This window comes from Aquabacterium sp. (assembly GCF_029946005.1).
Classification (GTDB): Bacteria; Pseudomonadota; Gammaproteobacteria; order Burkholderiales; family Burkholderiaceae_C; genus Aquabacterium.
Map to the genome: position 1 here is coordinate 64,166 of NZ_JAQSDR010000001.1, position 14,993 is coordinate 79,158.

At 61.6% G+C, this 14,993-nt stretch carries 15 protein-coding genes; 12 read left to right on the forward strand and 3 right to left on the reverse strand.

The window, feature by feature from the left end:
* Window positions 1-26: 26 nt before the first annotated feature.
* The 3 genes from metH to PSV38_RS00305 all read right to left on the reverse strand — a co-directional run bounded on the left by metH (window position 27) and on the right by PSV38_RS00305 (window position 4,297).
* A complete protein-coding gene (metH, locus tag PSV38_RS00295) occupies window positions 27-2,768 on the reverse strand; it encodes a methionine synthase (RefSeq protein ID WP_300543536.1) in 2,742 nt (913 codons plus the stop codon).
* 98 nt (window positions 2,769-2,866) lie between these two features.
* Window positions 2,867-3,103 carry a DUF465 domain-containing protein gene (locus PSV38_RS00300; RefSeq protein ID WP_300543504.1) on the reverse strand — a complete coding sequence of 79 codons (237 nt, stop codon included), beginning with the start codon at window positions 3,101-3,103 and terminating at the stop codon, window positions 2,867-2,869.
* Window positions 3,104-3,187: 84 nt separating this feature from the next.
* The gene (locus tag PSV38_RS00305; RefSeq protein ID WP_300543506.1) at window positions 3,188-4,297 is read right to left on the reverse strand and encodes a patatin-like phospholipase family protein; all 1,110 of its coding nucleotides are present in this window, start codon (window positions 4,295-4,297) and stop codon (window positions 3,188-3,190) included.
* A 154-nt stretch (window positions 4,298-4,451) separates the two neighbouring features.
* Between PSV38_RS00305 and recA the strand changes: the two genes are divergently transcribed.
* From recA to PSV38_RS00365, 12 genes are all read left to right on the forward strand, one after another.
* The gene (gene recA / locus PSV38_RS00310) at window positions 4,452-5,495 is read left to right on the forward strand and encodes a recombinase RecA (RefSeq protein WP_300543508.1); all 1,044 of its coding nucleotides are present in this window, start codon (window positions 4,452-4,454) and stop codon (window positions 5,493-5,495) included.
* A 33-nt stretch (window positions 5,496-5,528) separates the two neighbouring features.
* Window positions 5,529-6,002 carry a recombination regulator RecX gene (gene recX / locus PSV38_RS00315; RefSeq protein WP_300543510.1) on the forward strand — a complete coding sequence of 158 codons (474 nt, stop codon included), beginning with the start codon at window positions 5,529-5,531 and terminating at the stop codon, window positions 6,000-6,002.
* A 92-nt stretch (window positions 6,003-6,094) separates the two neighbouring features.
* Window positions 6,095-7,258 (forward strand): ADP-forming succinate--CoA ligase subunit beta, encoded by a 1,164-nt coding sequence (gene sucC, locus PSV38_RS00320; protein ID WP_300543512.1) that lies wholly within the window; start codon window positions 6,095-6,097, stop codon window positions 7,256-7,258.
* A gap of 30 nt (window positions 7,259-7,288) precedes the next feature.
* Window positions 7,289-8,182 (forward strand): succinate--CoA ligase subunit alpha, encoded by an 894-nt coding sequence (gene sucD, locus PSV38_RS00325; RefSeq protein WP_300543514.1) that lies wholly within the window; start codon window positions 7,289-7,291, stop codon window positions 8,180-8,182.
* Between the two features lie 77 nt (window positions 8,183-8,259).
* Window positions 8,260-8,949 (forward strand): TerC family protein, encoded by a 690-nt coding sequence (locus PSV38_RS00330; protein ID WP_300543516.1) that lies wholly within the window; start codon window positions 8,260-8,262, stop codon window positions 8,947-8,949.
* Between the two features lie 24 nt (window positions 8,950-8,973).
* A complete protein-coding gene (locus PSV38_RS00335; RefSeq protein WP_300543518.1) occupies window positions 8,974-10,614 on the forward strand; it encodes a serine/threonine-protein kinase in 1,641 nt (546 codons plus the stop codon).
* Between the two features lie 26 nt (window positions 10,615-10,640).
* A complete protein-coding gene (locus PSV38_RS00340; protein ID WP_300543521.1) occupies window positions 10,641-11,441 on the forward strand; it encodes a Stp1/IreP family PP2C-type Ser/Thr phosphatase in 801 nt (266 codons plus the stop codon).
* A 35-nt stretch (window positions 11,442-11,476) separates the two neighbouring features.
* Complete coding sequence (locus tag PSV38_RS00345) at window positions 11,477-12,229, forward strand: FHA domain-containing protein (protein ID WP_300543523.1); 753 nt, start codon at window positions 11,477-11,479, stop codon at window positions 12,227-12,229.
* A gap of 13 nt (window positions 12,230-12,242) precedes the next feature.
* On the forward strand, window positions 12,243-13,058 hold the full coding sequence (locus PSV38_RS00350; RefSeq protein ID WP_300543525.1) for a 3',5'-cyclic-nucleotide phosphodiesterase: 816 nt from the start codon (window positions 12,243-12,245) through the stop codon (window positions 13,056-13,058).
* 99 nt (window positions 13,059-13,157) lie between these two features.
* The gene (locus PSV38_RS00355; RefSeq protein WP_300543526.1) at window positions 13,158-13,862 is read left to right on the forward strand and encodes a helix-turn-helix transcriptional regulator; all 705 of its coding nucleotides are present in this window, start codon (window positions 13,158-13,160) and stop codon (window positions 13,860-13,862) included.
* Between the two features lie 45 nt (window positions 13,863-13,907).
* Entirely contained in the window at window positions 13,908-14,138 is a 231-nt protein-coding gene (locus PSV38_RS00360) for a hypothetical protein (protein ID WP_300543528.1), read from the forward strand.
* Between the two features lie 279 nt (window positions 14,139-14,417).
* Window positions 14,418-14,870, forward strand: coding sequence for a pilin (locus PSV38_RS00365; protein WP_300543530.1), 453 nt, complete (start codon window positions 14,418-14,420; stop codon window positions 14,868-14,870).
* Window positions 14,871-14,993: the final 123 nt, after the last annotated feature.

Here is a 14,993-nt window from a genome sequence, read left to right on the forward strand (position 1 = left end):
AGTCAAAACCCGAAAGCGTCAATAGCTCACAAGTTGGGAGACAAGGCCCGTTCGGCGTCGCGCTGAGAAAGGCCTGTTTTTTCGGCCCATTTCTCCAGTTGGTCGTGCCCAATCTTGCCCACGTTGAAATAGGTGGACTCGGGGTGGGCCAGATAGAAGCCGCTCACGCTGGCCGCGGGCATCATGGCCAGGCTTTCGGTCAAGGCCATGCTCACCTCGTCGGCTTGCAGCACGCGGAACATCTCGCCCTTCACGGTGTGGTCCGGGCAAGCGGGGTAGCCAGGGGCGGGGCGGATGCCCTTGTACTTTTCGCCGATCAGTTCGACCTGGCTCAGGTGCTCGTCGGCCGCGTAACCCCAGAACTCCCTGCGCACGCGCTCGTGCATGCGCTCGGCAAAGGCCTCGGCCAGGCGGTCGGCCAGGGCCTTGAGCATGATCGATGAATAGTCATCGTGCTTGGCCAGGAACTCGGCGTCCTTCTTCTCGATGCCCAAACCGGCCGTCACGGCGAACAGGCCGATGTAGTCGGGCTTGCTGCCCTTGGGCGCCACGAAGTCGGCCAGGCTGCGGTTGGCGCGTTTCACGCCATCCACCACCGGGCGCTCGGACTGCATGCGCAGTGGCGACCAGGTCATCAGCACCTCGGTGCGCGATTCGTCGCGGTAGATTTCGATGGTGTCGTCGTCCACCGTGTTGGCCGGGTACAGTGCGATCACGCCATGCGCGGACAGCCAACGGCCCTCGACAATTTTCTTGAGCAGGGCTTGCGCATCGGCCAGCACCTTGCGCGCTTCGACGCCCACCACCGCGTCGTCCAGGATGGCGGGGTAGGGGCCGGCCAAGTCCCAGGTCTGGAAGAAAGGGCCCCAGTCGATGTAGGGCACCAGCTCGGCCAGATCCTGGTTCTTGAACACGCGTCGGCCAGTGATCTTGGGCACCGCGGGGGTGAAGGTGTCCCAGTCCATGGGCGTCTTGTTGGCGCGGGCTTGCGCCAGCGTCACCATCGGCGTGGTCTTCTTGTTGGCGTGCTGCACGCGCACGCGCTCGTAGTCCGCGTTCAGCTCGGCGATGTAGTCGGCCTGGCGTTCGTCACTCAGCAACTCGGTGCACACACCCACGGCGCGCGAAGCATCGGGCACATAGACCACCGGCCCGCTGAAGTTGGGCGCGATCTTCACGGCGGTGTGCACGCGCGAACACGTGGCGCCACCGATGAGCAGCGGCGTCTGGCGCGAGCGGAAATACTCATCGCGCTCCATCTCACCGGCCACGTACTGCATCTCTTCCAGGCTCGGCGTGATCAGGCCGCTCAGGCCGATGATGTCGGCGCCGGTTTCCTTGGCCATCTTCAGGATGTCAACGCAGGGCACCATCACGCCCATGTTGACCACCTCGAAGTTGTTGCACTGCAAGACCACGGTCACGATGTTCTTGCCGATGTCGTGCACGTCGCCCTTCACGGTGGCGATCACGATCTTGCCCTTGGGCTTGGCACTGCCGCCGCCTTCGATCAGCAGCTTCTTTTCTTCTTCGATGTAGGGCAGCAAGTGCGCCACGGCCTGCTTCATCACGCGCGCCGATTTCACCACCTGCGGCAGGAACATCTTGCCCGCGCCGAACAGGTCGCCCACGGTGTTCATGCCCGCCATCAGCGGGCCTTCGATCACGTGCAAGGGACGCCCGCCCGTGGCCTTGATCTTTTGCCAGCACTCTTCCGTGTCCACCGTGATGAAGTCGGTGATGCCGTTGACCAGCGCGTGGCTCAGGCGGTGCTCCACCGTGGCGGGCGCCTCAAGCGTGCCGCGCCAGGCCAGCTTGGCGCTGTCGTCCTTGGCCGCGCCCTTGGCGCTGTCGGCGATCTCGATCAGGCGCTCGCCTGGCGTCAGGTGCGCTTCGCCTTCCTTGTAGACCGGCTGGCGGTTCAGCACCACGTCTTCCACGCGCTCGCGCAGCACGGGGTCGAGCGCGTCGTACACGCCCACCATGCCCGCGTTGACGATGCCCATGTCCATGCCCGCCTGGATGGCGTGGTACAAAAATACGGTGTGGATCGCCTCGCGCATCGGGTCGTTGCCCCGGAAGCTGAAGCTCACGTTCGACACGCCGCCGCTGATCTTGGCGCCCGGCAGGTTCTCTTTGATCCAGCGCGTGGCGTTGATGAAGTCGACCGCGTAGTTGTCGTGCTCCTCAATGCCCGTGGCAATGGCGAAGATGTTCGGGTCGAACACGATGTCCTCGGGCGGAAAGCCCACCTCGTCCACCAGGATGCGGTAGGCGCGTTCGCAGATCTCAACCTTGCGCGCGAAGGTGTCGGCCTGGCCTTTTTCATCGAAGGCCATGACCACGGCGGCCGCGCCATAGCGCTTGACCAGCCCGGCCTGGCGACGAAACTCAGCCTCGCCTTCCTTCATCGAGATCGAGTTGACGATGCCCTTGCCCTGGATGCATTTCAGCCCGGCCTCGATCACGTCCCACTTGGACGAATCGACCATGATGGGCACACGCGAAATCTCGGGCTCGGAGGCGATCAGGTTCAGGAAGCGGACCATGGCGGACTTGCTGTCCAGCATGGCCTCGTCCATGTTGATGTCGATGACCTGGGCGCCGTTTTCTACCTGCTGGCGCGCGACCGCCAGGGCTTCTTCAAACTGGCCGTTCAGGATCATCCGGGCAAAAGCCTTGGAGCCCGTCACGTTGGTGCGTTCGCCCACGTTGACGAACAGCGAGCCCGGCCCGATCAGCACCGGTTCCAGCCCGGACAGACGCATGGGCGCCACGGGGTGGGAGGGCAGGGCGCCCGCAGGCGATGAAGTGGTGGGGAATGCAGACTGGGTCATGGCCGCCATTTTACGAGGCGGCGCAGACCTTATGCCTTCAGCATGGCGTACAACTCATCCTTGAGGGTCACGCGCAGCAACTTCTTTTGCTCCAGTTCGGCGGACGAACCATGCTCAATGCCGGTTTCCAGCCGGACGATGGCCTTGTCCAGGTCCTCGTATTCACGCTCCAGCCGCGCAAAGTGGGCGCTGGACGTCTTCAGCGCGTGGATCTTGTCCCGGCACTCCGGGAAATCCTTGGCCAGCGGATGGTGTTCTTGAATCATTCGTGCTCCTTTTTTGCGGAACTCAGCGGTGTTGCTGGGCACTGCAATCTTCGGTGGAGCCCGCTTTGAGCGTCTTGCGGTAGATCAACCCAAGCCCAGGAAGGTCTTCTCGATGTCCAGTGAGCTTCTGTGCCCGATGTCATCGCGGTGGGCGGCCAGCCAGCGGTCGGCGGCGGCGTGGCCCATGTCGTGCAGCGTCTGCAGGAAAACGCGGTCGGTGTTGGATTTGCTGGAGGCGTTGAAAGGGGCCAGGTTGTCGTCGTCGGCCACCATGTGCATGTGCAGGTCCTTGTAGCGACCGGGGTCGATCTTGTCTTCCTTCAGCAGGCGTTTCACGAAAGCAATGGCCCGCATCTCGCCGATCAGGCTGGCGTTGAAGGTGATCTCGCTGAGCCGGTCCAGGATGTCCATGCTGCGCGTCGGCTTGTCCAGGCGCTGCAAGGGGTTGATCTTGATCAGCAGGATGTCCCGGGTCTCGGTGTTGTAAATCAGGGGGTACAGCGCGGGGTTGCCGGTGTAGCCGCCATCCCAATAGGGCTCGCCATCGATCTCAACCGCCTGGAACACCACGGGCAGGCAGGCAGAGGCCATCAGGGCGTCCAGCGTCAATTCTTCTTCGGTGAAGACACGCGCCTGGCCGGTGCGCACCGAGGTGGCGGTCACGAACAACTGGGTGCCGTGCTGGCAAGCTTCGTGCACTGTTTCGATGGTCACATGGCGCTGCACCACGTCTCGCAGGGGGTTCAGGTTCAGAGGGTTGATTTCATACGGACTGAAAGTCTGCATGAACATGTTCATCCACTGATAACCCGGGATCTGGTCCAGGTTGAACGCGGGCTTGAGCGAGCCATTGGACTGCAGGGTCATGGGCGAGAAGATCGGCCCATGCTGACTGACATCGGCCCAGAAGGCGGCCAAAGCCTTTTGGGCCTGGGTGCGCGCCATGGCCACGCCACCTTGGGTGTGGCCCTCGACATAGCCGGTGAGCATGACGGCGCCATTGAGCGCCCCCGCGCTGGTGCCCGAGATGCCCGAAAAATCCAGGCCGTCTTCGTCCAGCAGGCGGTCAAGCACCCCCCAGGTGAACGCGCCGTGAGAGCCGCCGCCTTGCAGTGCCAGGTCCACCCGCGGCCTGGGCGATGGGTTCTGCGCGGCGGATGAAAGGGCTTTGCGTTTTTGGCTGGGGATGGTCATGACCCAGTCTAGCTTGTAATGCTGCACTGCAGCATTGATTTTGCGGCCCCCTCTTCAGTGGGTGACAAATACCTGTTTGAAATACTGTACATCCATCCAGCTTTTGTCATAATGGCGGCAATTCATCAATTCACACCCATCGGAGACACCTGAAATGGAAGCCACCGCAAAGTCCGCCCTGAGCGCCGAAAAAGCCAAAGCCCTGCAAGTGGCCTTGGCCCAGATTGAAAAGCAGTTCGGCAAGGGTTCGATCATGCGACTGGGAGAAGGCGAAGTCATCGACGACATCCAGGTCGTCTCCACCGGCTCGTTGGGCCTGGACATCGCCTTGGGCGTCGGCGGTTTGCCCCGTGGCCGCGTGGTCGAAATCTACGGCCCCGAGTCCTCCGGCAAGACCACGCTCACCCTGCAAGTCGCCGCTGAAATGCAAAAAACAGGCGGCGTCTGCGCCTTCATCGACGCTGAACACGCGCTGGATGCCCAATACGCTCAGAAACTGGGCGTCAACCTGCAAGACCTGCTGATCTCCCAGCCCGACACCGGCGAACAGGCCCTCGAAATCGTCGATGCCCTGGTGCGTTCCGGTTCGGTCGATCTGATCATCATCGACTCGGTGGCCGCGCTCACCCCCAAGGCCGAACTCGAAGGCGAAATGGGTGATTCCCTGCCCGGCCTGCAAGCCCGCCTGATGAGCCAGGCCCTGCGCAAGCTCACCGCCACCATCAAGAAGACCAACTGCATGGTCATCTTCATCAACCAGATCCGCATGAAGATCGGCGTGATGTTCGGCAGCCCTGAAACCACCACCGGCGGCAATGCCCTGAAGTTCTACGCCTCAGTCCGCCTGGACATCCGCCGCATCGGCTCCATCAAGCGGGGCGAAGAGATCGTCGGCAGCGAAACCCGCGTCAAGGTCGTCAAGAACAAGGTCGCGCCGCCTTTCAAGACCGCTGAGTTCGACATCCTGTACGGCGAAGGCATCAGCCGCGAAGGCGAAGTCATCGACCTGGGTGTGGTGGCCAAGATCGTCGACAAGTCCGGCGCCTGGTATGCCTACCAGGGTGAAAAAATCGGCCAAGGCAAGGACAACTCCCGCGAGTTTTTGCGCGAAAACCCCGCTTTGGCGCACGAGATCGAGAACAAGATCCGCGAATCGCTGGGGGTGGCCTTGCAGGCACCTGCCGTGGCCGCTGAATAAACCAGGCGAATTTGCGGAGGTCGGAGGTCCCCAGTGGCGACACGCGGATCAACCCTTTCCCTCAAGGGCAGGGCGCTGAAATACTTGTCGGCGCGTGAACACTCGCGCGTCGAATTGGTGCGCAAGCTGGGGTCTCATGCCGAAGATCCCACTGAGATCGATCGTGTGCTGGATGACCTGGAGTCTCGCGGTTGGCTGTCGGCCGAGCGTTTTGTCGAATCGGTGGTTCACCGCAAGGCGGCCCGGTATGGCACGGCCCGCATCCGAATGGAGTTGAACGGGCACCAATTGCCTGACGACGCCGTGCGGTCAGCCCTGTCCGCTTTGAAAGACACAGAGTTGCAGCGGGCACAGGCTTTGTGGCTGCGCCGCTACGGCCAAGTGGGCGACACGCCACAAGAGCGCGCCAAACAGATGCGCTTCTTGGCGGGGCGCGGCTTCTCGGGCGAGGTCATCCGCCGCGTCGTGCGTGGGTCTTCTGACACAGAAGGCGCGAACGAAGCATGAGCATCCTGCAAAAGGTGGTGCTATTCTGAATGCTGCGCTGCAGTACGCTTGTCATCTGCTGCGCCCCACGCAACCATCCTGCGAGTCAACCCATGAAGATTCATGAGTACCAAGGCAAAGAGATCCTGAGCCGCTTTGGCGTGCCGGTGCCCAAAGGCATCCCGGCTTTCTCGGTGGACGAAGCGGTGGCCGCCGCTGAAAAGCTGGGCGGCCCCGTCTGGGTCGTCAAGGCTCAGATCCACGCGGGTGGCCGCGGCAAGGGAGGCGGCGTGAAAGTGGCCAAGTCCATCGCCGACGTCAAACGCCTGGCCGACGAAATCCTGGGCATGCAGCTCAAGACGCACCAAACGGGCCCCAACGGCCAAAAGGTGAACCGCCTCTACATCGAAGACGGTGCTGACATTCAAAAGGAATACTACGTCTCGCTGGTGACCGACCGGGGCAGCCAGAAGGTTGCCTTCATCGCGTCCAGCGAAGGTGGAATGGACATTGAGCAGGTGGCCCACGACACCCCCGACAAAATCATCACCGAGCTCATCGATCCGCTCACCGGCCTGGGCGATGCTCAAGCCAAAGTCATCGCTGACCGCATCGGCCTGCCCGCCGACTCCACCGCGCAGGCCGTCGATGTATTCAAAAAGCTCTACCAGTGCTACATGGACACCGACGCCTCGCTGGTCGAGATCAATCCCCTGAACCGCGACAGCAAGGGCAACATCATCGCCCTGGATGCCAAATTCAATTTCGACAGCAACGCACTGTTCCGCCACCCTGACATCGTGGCCTACCGCGACCTGGACGAAGAAGATCCGGCCGAAATCGAAGCCTCCAAGTTCGATCTGGCCTACATCCAGCTTGAGGGCAACATCGGCTGCCTGGTCAACGGTGCCGGCCTGGCCATGGCCACCATGGACACCATCAAGCTGTTCGGCGGCGAGCCGGCCAACTTCCTGGACGTGGGCGGTGGCGCCACCGCCGAGAAGGTCACCGAGGCCTTCAAGATCATGCTCAAGAACCCCGAAGTCAAGGGCATCTTGGTCAACATCTTCGGCGGCATCATGAAGTGCGACACCATCGCCGACGGTGTCATCCAGGCCTGCAAGGCCGTGAACCTGACCGTGCCCCTGATCGTGCGCATGAAAGGCACCAACGAAGACATCGGCAAGAAGATGCTGGCCGACTCAGGCCTGCCCATCATCAGCTGCGACACCATGGCCGACGCCGCCCAGGCTGCCGTCGCCGCGGTTGCCAAATGACTTGCCATTGATGACGACAAGGATTCCCACATGAGCATCTTGATCAACAAAGACACCAAAGTCATCACGCAGGGCATCACGGGCAAGACTGGCCAGTTCCACACCCGTGGTTGCCGCGACTACGCCAATGGCAAAAATTGCTTCGTGGCGGGCGTCAACCCCAAGAAAGCCGGCGAAGATTTCGAAGGCATCCCCATCCACGCCAGCGTGAAAGACGCCAAGGCCGCCACGGGCGCCACCGTCTCGGTCATCTACGTGCCGCCCCCTGGTGCAGCCGCCGCCATCTGGGAAGCCGTCGAGGCCGACCTGGACCTGGCCATCTGCATCACCGAAGGCATCCCCGTTCGCGACATGCTGGAAGTGCGCAACAAGATGAAGGCCAAAGAGGCCGCCGGTGGCAAAAGAACCTTGCTGCTGGGCCCCAACTGCCCGGGTTTGATCACACCCGAGGAAATCAAGATCGGCATCATGCCGGGCCACATCCACCGCAAGGGCCGCATTGGTGTCGTCAGCCGCTCTGGCACGCTCACCTATGAAGCCGTGGCCCAATTGACCGAACTCGGGCTGGGTCAATCGAGCGCCGTGGGCATTGGTGGCGACCCCATCAACGGCCTCAAGCACATCGACGTCATGCGCCTGTTCAACGACGACCCGGACACCGACGCCGTCATCATGATCGGCGAAATCGGTGGGCCTGACGAGGCCGAGGCCGCACGCTGGTGCAAGGCCAACATGAAAAAACCCATCGTGGGCTTCATCGCGGGCGTGACCGCGCCGGCCGGCAAGCGCATGGGGCACGCCGGTGCGCTCATCAGTGGTGGCGCCGACACCGCCGATGCCAAGCTCGCCATCATGGAAGAGTGCGGCTTCACCATCACCCGCAACCCTTCGGAAATGGCCAGGCTGCTCAAAAATCTGTTGTGATCCGGCACCCCGTTGTTCGTGCTTTCTCATTCAGCATCAGCCCCTACACTCGGGGCTGATTTCATTTGTAAAGAGACATGGAAGCTTTCCTGACACCCGAGTTCTGGCTTGCCGTGGGCCAGATCGTGATGATCGACATCTTGCTGGGGGGCGACAACGCCGTGGTCATCGCCCTGGCCTGCCGCAACCTGCCGCCTGAATTGCGCCGCAAGGGCATCCTGTGGGGCACGGCTGGCGCCATCGTCCTGCGCGTGATCCTGATCTTTTTCGCGATGTCATTGCTGGCCTTGCCCTACCTCAAGTTGGTGGGTGCAGCCTTGTTGCTCTGGATCGGCGTGAAACTACTCATGCCCGACGATGAGGGTCATGGCAACATCCAGGCCAGTGACAAATTGTTGGCAGCCATCAAAACCATCATCGTGGCGGACTTTGTCATGAGCGTGGACAACGTCATTGGCATCGCGGGTGCAGCCCAGGGGGCAGGCCATGAAGGACATCAAATGCCGCTGGTGATTTTTGGCTTGCTGGTCAGCATTCCCATCATCGTGTGGGGCAGTACTTTCGTGCTCAAGCTCATGGACCGGTTCCCCCTCATCATCACTGTGGGCGCCATGCTCCTGGGCTGGATCGCCGGCACCTTGGCCATCAGCGATCCTGCCCTCACGGCTTATGCGCTCGACACCGACATGAACCGCTATGCCGCAGGCGTGGCGGGTGCCTTGCTGGTTCTGGGGCTAGGCACTTTGCTCTCCAGAAAAAAAAGCTGACGAAGACAAGGATCCAAGCCCAGCATGACCCCTGACATCACCCTGATCGCGCCCCTGTTGATCCTGATTTTGCTGGTGGTGGCTGCGGCATTGGTGGTGTGGTTGCTGCGCCAGAACCGGCGCAACCCTTCAGCGCGTTCGACCTTCGGGCCCTCGACCCAGCAAGGCGGTCGGCACAGCCGCTCGGGCGCGAACACCCGGCCTCGCCGTCGCGCAGCGCTCACCGATGCCGAACGCGAGAAAGCCATCGCCCGCATTCGTTTGACTGCGGGGGCAGATGCCGGTCCAGAAACCGTGCTGTCTTACCTCCATTCTGCAGAAGACAGCCTGCCACCCTCGGGCTTCGATTCGGCCTTGCCTTCTCAAATGGGCAAGCCCGATTTTTCGCAAACCACCCGGCCACAAACCTGGCAGCGCAGCGCGGCCGACAACATGGTCAAGCCGGTCCCTGCGGTTCGCCAAAATAATGCGAAAGCGCCTGCGCCCGTCGAAGGCATGCAGCGTGTTGCCCACGCGCTCAACGCCCTCAAGGAAGGTCCGGCCGACCAGGCCTGGAACTCCCTCAAGGCATTCCGCCCGGAACCGGGTCAGCGCGAGGCCTGCCTTGAAACGCTGGAGGGCATTGCCCAGGCCTTTGAGCGCGACCAGCGTTACCACAGCGCCCGTGATGTCTACGAACACATGGCCGACATCGACCCCGAATGGCGCCAAGTCAAATTGCGCCTGATGCGCGCCCGGGGCCTGGCCCAGGCGGCCGCCAGCAACACCTGGGGCACCGTGCCCTCGCGGCCCATGCCCGAGGAAAGCAAGCGCCAATTGGGCAAATACGTGGTCGAAAAGGAAATCGGCCGCGGCGCCATGGGGGCCGTCTACCTGGGTTACGACCCCGTCCAGGACCACAAGGTCGCCCTCAAGACCATGGCCCTGGCGCGCGAATTCCAGGGCGACGAACTGGCCGACGCCCGCGCGCGCTTTCTGCGTGAGGCGGAAATGGCCGGTCGCCTGGACCACCCCGACATCGTCAGCATCATCGGCGCGGGCGAGACCGATGGCTTGGCCTTCATCGCCATGGAGCTGGTCGATGGGGTCGACCTCAGCCAATACGCCCATCCGACCAAATTGCTGCCGCTGGCGCAACTGCTGCCCATCATGGCGCGTGTGGCCGATGCCCTGGCCTACGCCCACACCCGTGGCGTGACCCACCGTGACATCAAGCCCGCCAACATCATGGTGGATCTGGCCTCGGGCAGCGTCAAGGTCATGGACTTCGGGGTGGCGCGCGTGGCCGATGCCGCACGCACCCGCACCGGCGTCGTCCTGGGCACGCCCACCTTCATGTCGCCCGAGCAACTGTCTGGGCAAACCCTGGACGGCCGCACCGACCTGTATTCGCTCGGCGTCAGCATGTTCCAGTTGCTCACCGGCTACCTGCCTTACCGCAACGATTCCATGGCCCAATTGATGCGAGCGATTGCCCAGGAAGAGGTGCCCAATGTCTGCGACTTGCGTGATGATTTGCCCCGACCCTTGGGCGACATCGTCGCGTTGGCGCTACAAAAACACCCCAACACCCGCTATGCCAACGGCCAGCAAATGGCCGAGGATCTGCGGGCGGTGGCACAGGCGGTGTCGTCCGCATCCAACGTTGACATCGAACTGGGCTGAGTTGCAAATCAAGCGACAATCACACCATGGAGTTTGAGTTTTTCAGTCAGACCGACACCGGCCGTGTGCGAACGAACAATGAAGATTCGATCGCCATTGACGAGTCCTGCACCGTGGCCGTGCTGGCCGACGGCATGGGCGGCTACGCTGCGGGCGAAGTCGCCAGCGGCATGGCCTGCGATTTCATCAAGGCCGAATTGGGCCGCTGGCTGCTAGAGGCCGCGCCGGGTGCCAGCGATGGCGACGTCAAACGCGCCATGGACATCTGCGTCGACAACGCCAACCGCGCGATTTTCAACGCCGCCAACTCCAATCCAACTTATGCCGGCATGGGCACCACCCTGGTGGTGAGCGTTTTCCGCTCGGGCCGGGCCCTGGTGGGCCACATCGGTGATTCGCGCGCCTACCGCTTGCGCGGCGGCGTGCTGCAGCAAATCACCAAAGACCATTCCCTGCTGCAAGAGCAGATCGACGCCGGCATCATCACGCCCGAGCAGGCCGCTTTTTCGTCCAACAAGAACCTGGTCACGCGCGCCTTGGGGGTGGAAGATCTGGTGTTGATGGAAACCCACCTGCACGAAGTTCAGTCCGGGGATATTTTCCTGATGTGCTCGGACGGTTTGTCTGACATGCTGACCGATGCGCACATTGCCCAGGTCATGAATGGGCAAACGAATTTGCCGGACATGGGTTCCGCCCTTATTTCTGCCGCCAATGATGTGGGCGGGCGGGATAATATCGCTGTTGTCCTGGTTCGGGCACAAGGCGTGGCCGAACCTCAGCCCAAGTCCTGGTGGCCTTTCAAGCGCCTGGGCGGCGCATCTTGAACACTAATTAGTAGATCCAATCCGAGAGGTTCCGCATGGGAAAACTGGTCGTCTCGCTCGACGGCGTGGTCATCAAGGAGGTCCAGATCACCAAGGACAAAACCTCCCTGGGCCGCCGCCCGTACAACGACATCGTCATCGACAACCTGGCGGTGAGCGGCGAGCATGCGGTGATGCAATTGGTGGGCACCGACGTGTTCATCGAAGACCTCAACAGCACCAACGGCACCTACATCAACGGCAAAGCGGTCAAGAAGCAGCTGCTGCAGCACAACGACACCGTTGAAATCGGCAAGTACAAGATCAAGTTCCTGGCCGAAGAAGGCAACGATTACGAAAAAACCATGATCATGCGGCCCGGCAGTGGCGGGTTCAGCAACATGGGAACGTCACCCTCGCAATCCACTTTGTCGCCCGTCAGTGCGGCAGAACGTGCTGCGCAAAGCCCGCTGACCGCGCCAGGCGGTTTGTACACCCCGTCAGGGATGTCACCGCTGTCGACCAATTTTGGTGGGTTGCCCCCCCAGGCGCCCGCTTTGATCAAGGTGCTCAATGGCGCGGCGGCGGGGCGTGAAGTCGCGCTCAGCAAGGTGGTCACCACCGTGGGCAAGCCTGGCGTGCAAGTGGCTTCGCTCACCAAGCGGCCTGGCGGCTATGTGTTCGCCCACGTTGAAGGCTCGGCCCGCCCCACGGTGAACGGCGCCCCCGTGGGCGGTGAGCCGGTTCACCTCAAGAGTGGTGACGTGATCGAGCTGGCCGGCACCCAGATGCAATTCGTGCAAGGCTGAGGCTGGGGCCGCGATGATCCGCGTCCTGGGTTGCTCTGGGTCCATCGCGGCACGCTGCCACACCACGGCTTTTCTGCTGGACGACGATATATTGATCGACGCCGGCAGCGGTGTCGGCGAAATGCGGCTGGACGAGCTGGCCCGCATTGACCACATCGTGATCAGCCACAGTCACCTGGACCATGTGCTGAGCATTCCCTTGCTGGCGGACAGCGTGATCCGCTTGCGGCAAGGGCCGGGCGGTTTGAGCGAACTCAAGCCCATTCATGTGCATGCCCTGCCGGAAACGCTGGAAGCGTTGCGGGCGCACATTTTCAATGGGGTGATCTGGCCGGATTTCACTCGCTTGCCCAGTGCGGCCCATCCCATCTTGGTATTCCATTCATTCGCCGTGGGCGAGGTTCTGACCTTCCCGGCGCGCGACGGGCTTGCGGTCGATCGGCGTGTGCATGTGCTGCCCGCCGCGCATACTGTGCCGGGGGTAGGCTTTGGGCTGGAGACGCCCCATGGTTGGTGGGTGTTCAGTGGCGACACCGGCCCCAATCCGGCCCTGTGGAAGGCGCTGGAAGGGCGGCGCATTGCCCAGTTGGTGATTGAAACCGCTTTTGGCAATGACGAAGCGCATTTGGCCAGCATCAGCGGGCATTTGTCGCCGCAAAGTTTGGCGCATGAGTTGACGCAACTGGCTGGTGAGGTGAGTGTGTACATCACGCACCCCAAGCCGGGGGAAGTGCCGGCGGTGCTGGCGCAGATCAGGGCGCTGGAAAGTCGGCATCGGATTGAGCCCTTGCGTGAGGGGCAGCGGTTCAATGCCTCGTCATTAGAGTAAGACTGACAGGGATGCTGGCCCCTTGCGAGGGCCATGGCGCGCTGTCATTTGGAAAACATTATTTCCAATAATTTGATTTTTGGATAAAATATTGGCCAAATGGCAGCCCATCAACCCCACCGTCCGGACATCGGGCGCCCAGACACTTCCGTGCTTGAGCGCCAACTGCTCCTACAACTCGGCGACCGCCTCAAGCGCCTGCGCCAAGCCAAAGGTCTCGGCACCGTTGAAATGGCCGAGCGCGTGGGCATCTCCCGTCCCACGCTGCGCGCCGTTGAAGCCGGAGATCCGGGCCCCGCGATGGGAACCTACCTGCGAGTGATGTCCGTCCTTGGCGTGGCGGGCGACTTGGCGCTGCTGTCAGGGGACGTCCTTCAGCCACCGCCCCCAGACTCGGCCGCCGCGCGATCGCGACGCCCGCGACCCATCGTCCAAGTGACCGTCACCGCCAACGACGCTGGCCACCAGGTTCAGGACCTGCAAAGCCTCGCACTGCATGAACAGGCCGTGCGCTTCGTGCGCGCGCACCCCGAACTCGTGAATCAAGCGCTGGACACCCTGCAGCGCTGGCTCAGCGCAGGAGACTCGCGCTCCAGCGGCCTTTGGCGAGAATGGCAAGACATCCTGCGCCATCAATCGTGGCGCAAAGTCCTCGGCCGCACCCGGCGTGCGCAGGAACTCCGCCAAGCCTCGCCGCTCGTCACCTTGTTGCCCGATGACGTGCGGGGCGACGTGCTCGCTCAGGTGCGTGCACTCAAGAAAGGCATCAAGCTCGGCGATGTGGAGCAGCAGGAGACCACATGACGAGGGATGAGCTGAAGCTGACATTACCCGCTCGAAGCTCCCGAGTTGGCCGACCAGATCAATGGCGCCATTGGCGAAGGGTCGGACTTCACCAATCTAAAGGCTACTACGCCCAGGGCCTGGGTCGGCCGGGACAAGGACCGAGCATTTTGCATCGGGCTGCTCCAGCACGCCTTTGTCAAGCTTGTGGACGCTCTGGCCATGGTGCGCCTCATGCCGCTGGACGAGAAACAGCAGCAGACCCGGACCCGACGCATCAAGCGCTGGGCGGCTTGATGCGTCGGCGCTTCCATGCAGCGGTTCAACGAGCCAGTTGAGGAGTGACGATTTTGGTCACTGCCCTTGATCGAAGTGACGAAACAAGGCTTGCTTATCGGCAGTGATGTGACTGAATGAGTTGCCGCCAAGGCTGCGATCAGGGGTAAACGCGGTAAAAGTCACGGCATTTCAAGGGATCTGGCTTGGCATGGCAACTGCGTAATAGAACTCACGCCCCGACAGTGGGGCAGGTAGTGACTAAATTTTCGCAGCGGGCCATGCCCAAGGAGATTGACCATGAAGACGATGCAACGAGTGCAAATGGGTGTTCAAAAGGGTTTCACCCTGATTGAATTGATGATCGTGGTGGCGATTATTGGTATTTTGGCTGCGGTGGCCTTGCCTGCGTATCAGGACTATATTGCCCGTGCGCAGATGACTGAAGCATTTAGCCTCATTGACGGGATGAAGACTTCTGTTGGCGAAGTTTGCCAGGAAAAGGGGGCCTGCTCGGCTACTGTGTTGGCTGACTATGTCCAGCCAACAACTGGTGGTAAGTACACCTCAACAGCCACAATCGCCGCTGGGGGCGTGATTAACATTGTAATGGCGGCCGGTACTAGCTCGCTAATTACCGGTAAAAGGGTGACGATGACCCCAACGATGGCGACCGGAGATAGTACGATCGTTTGGGCTTGTACCTCTGATGCGCTCCAGAAGTATGTGCCTAAGTCCTGTACCGGTGCTTAATAGATAATAGATATTTGGTTAATAAAAATACTGGCTCTTGAGCCAGTATTTTTTGCTATCTGCGCTACGTGTCAAGTCCCGGCTGGTTATAAACGCGCTTCTTGAATAATTCAGGTTTTTTCT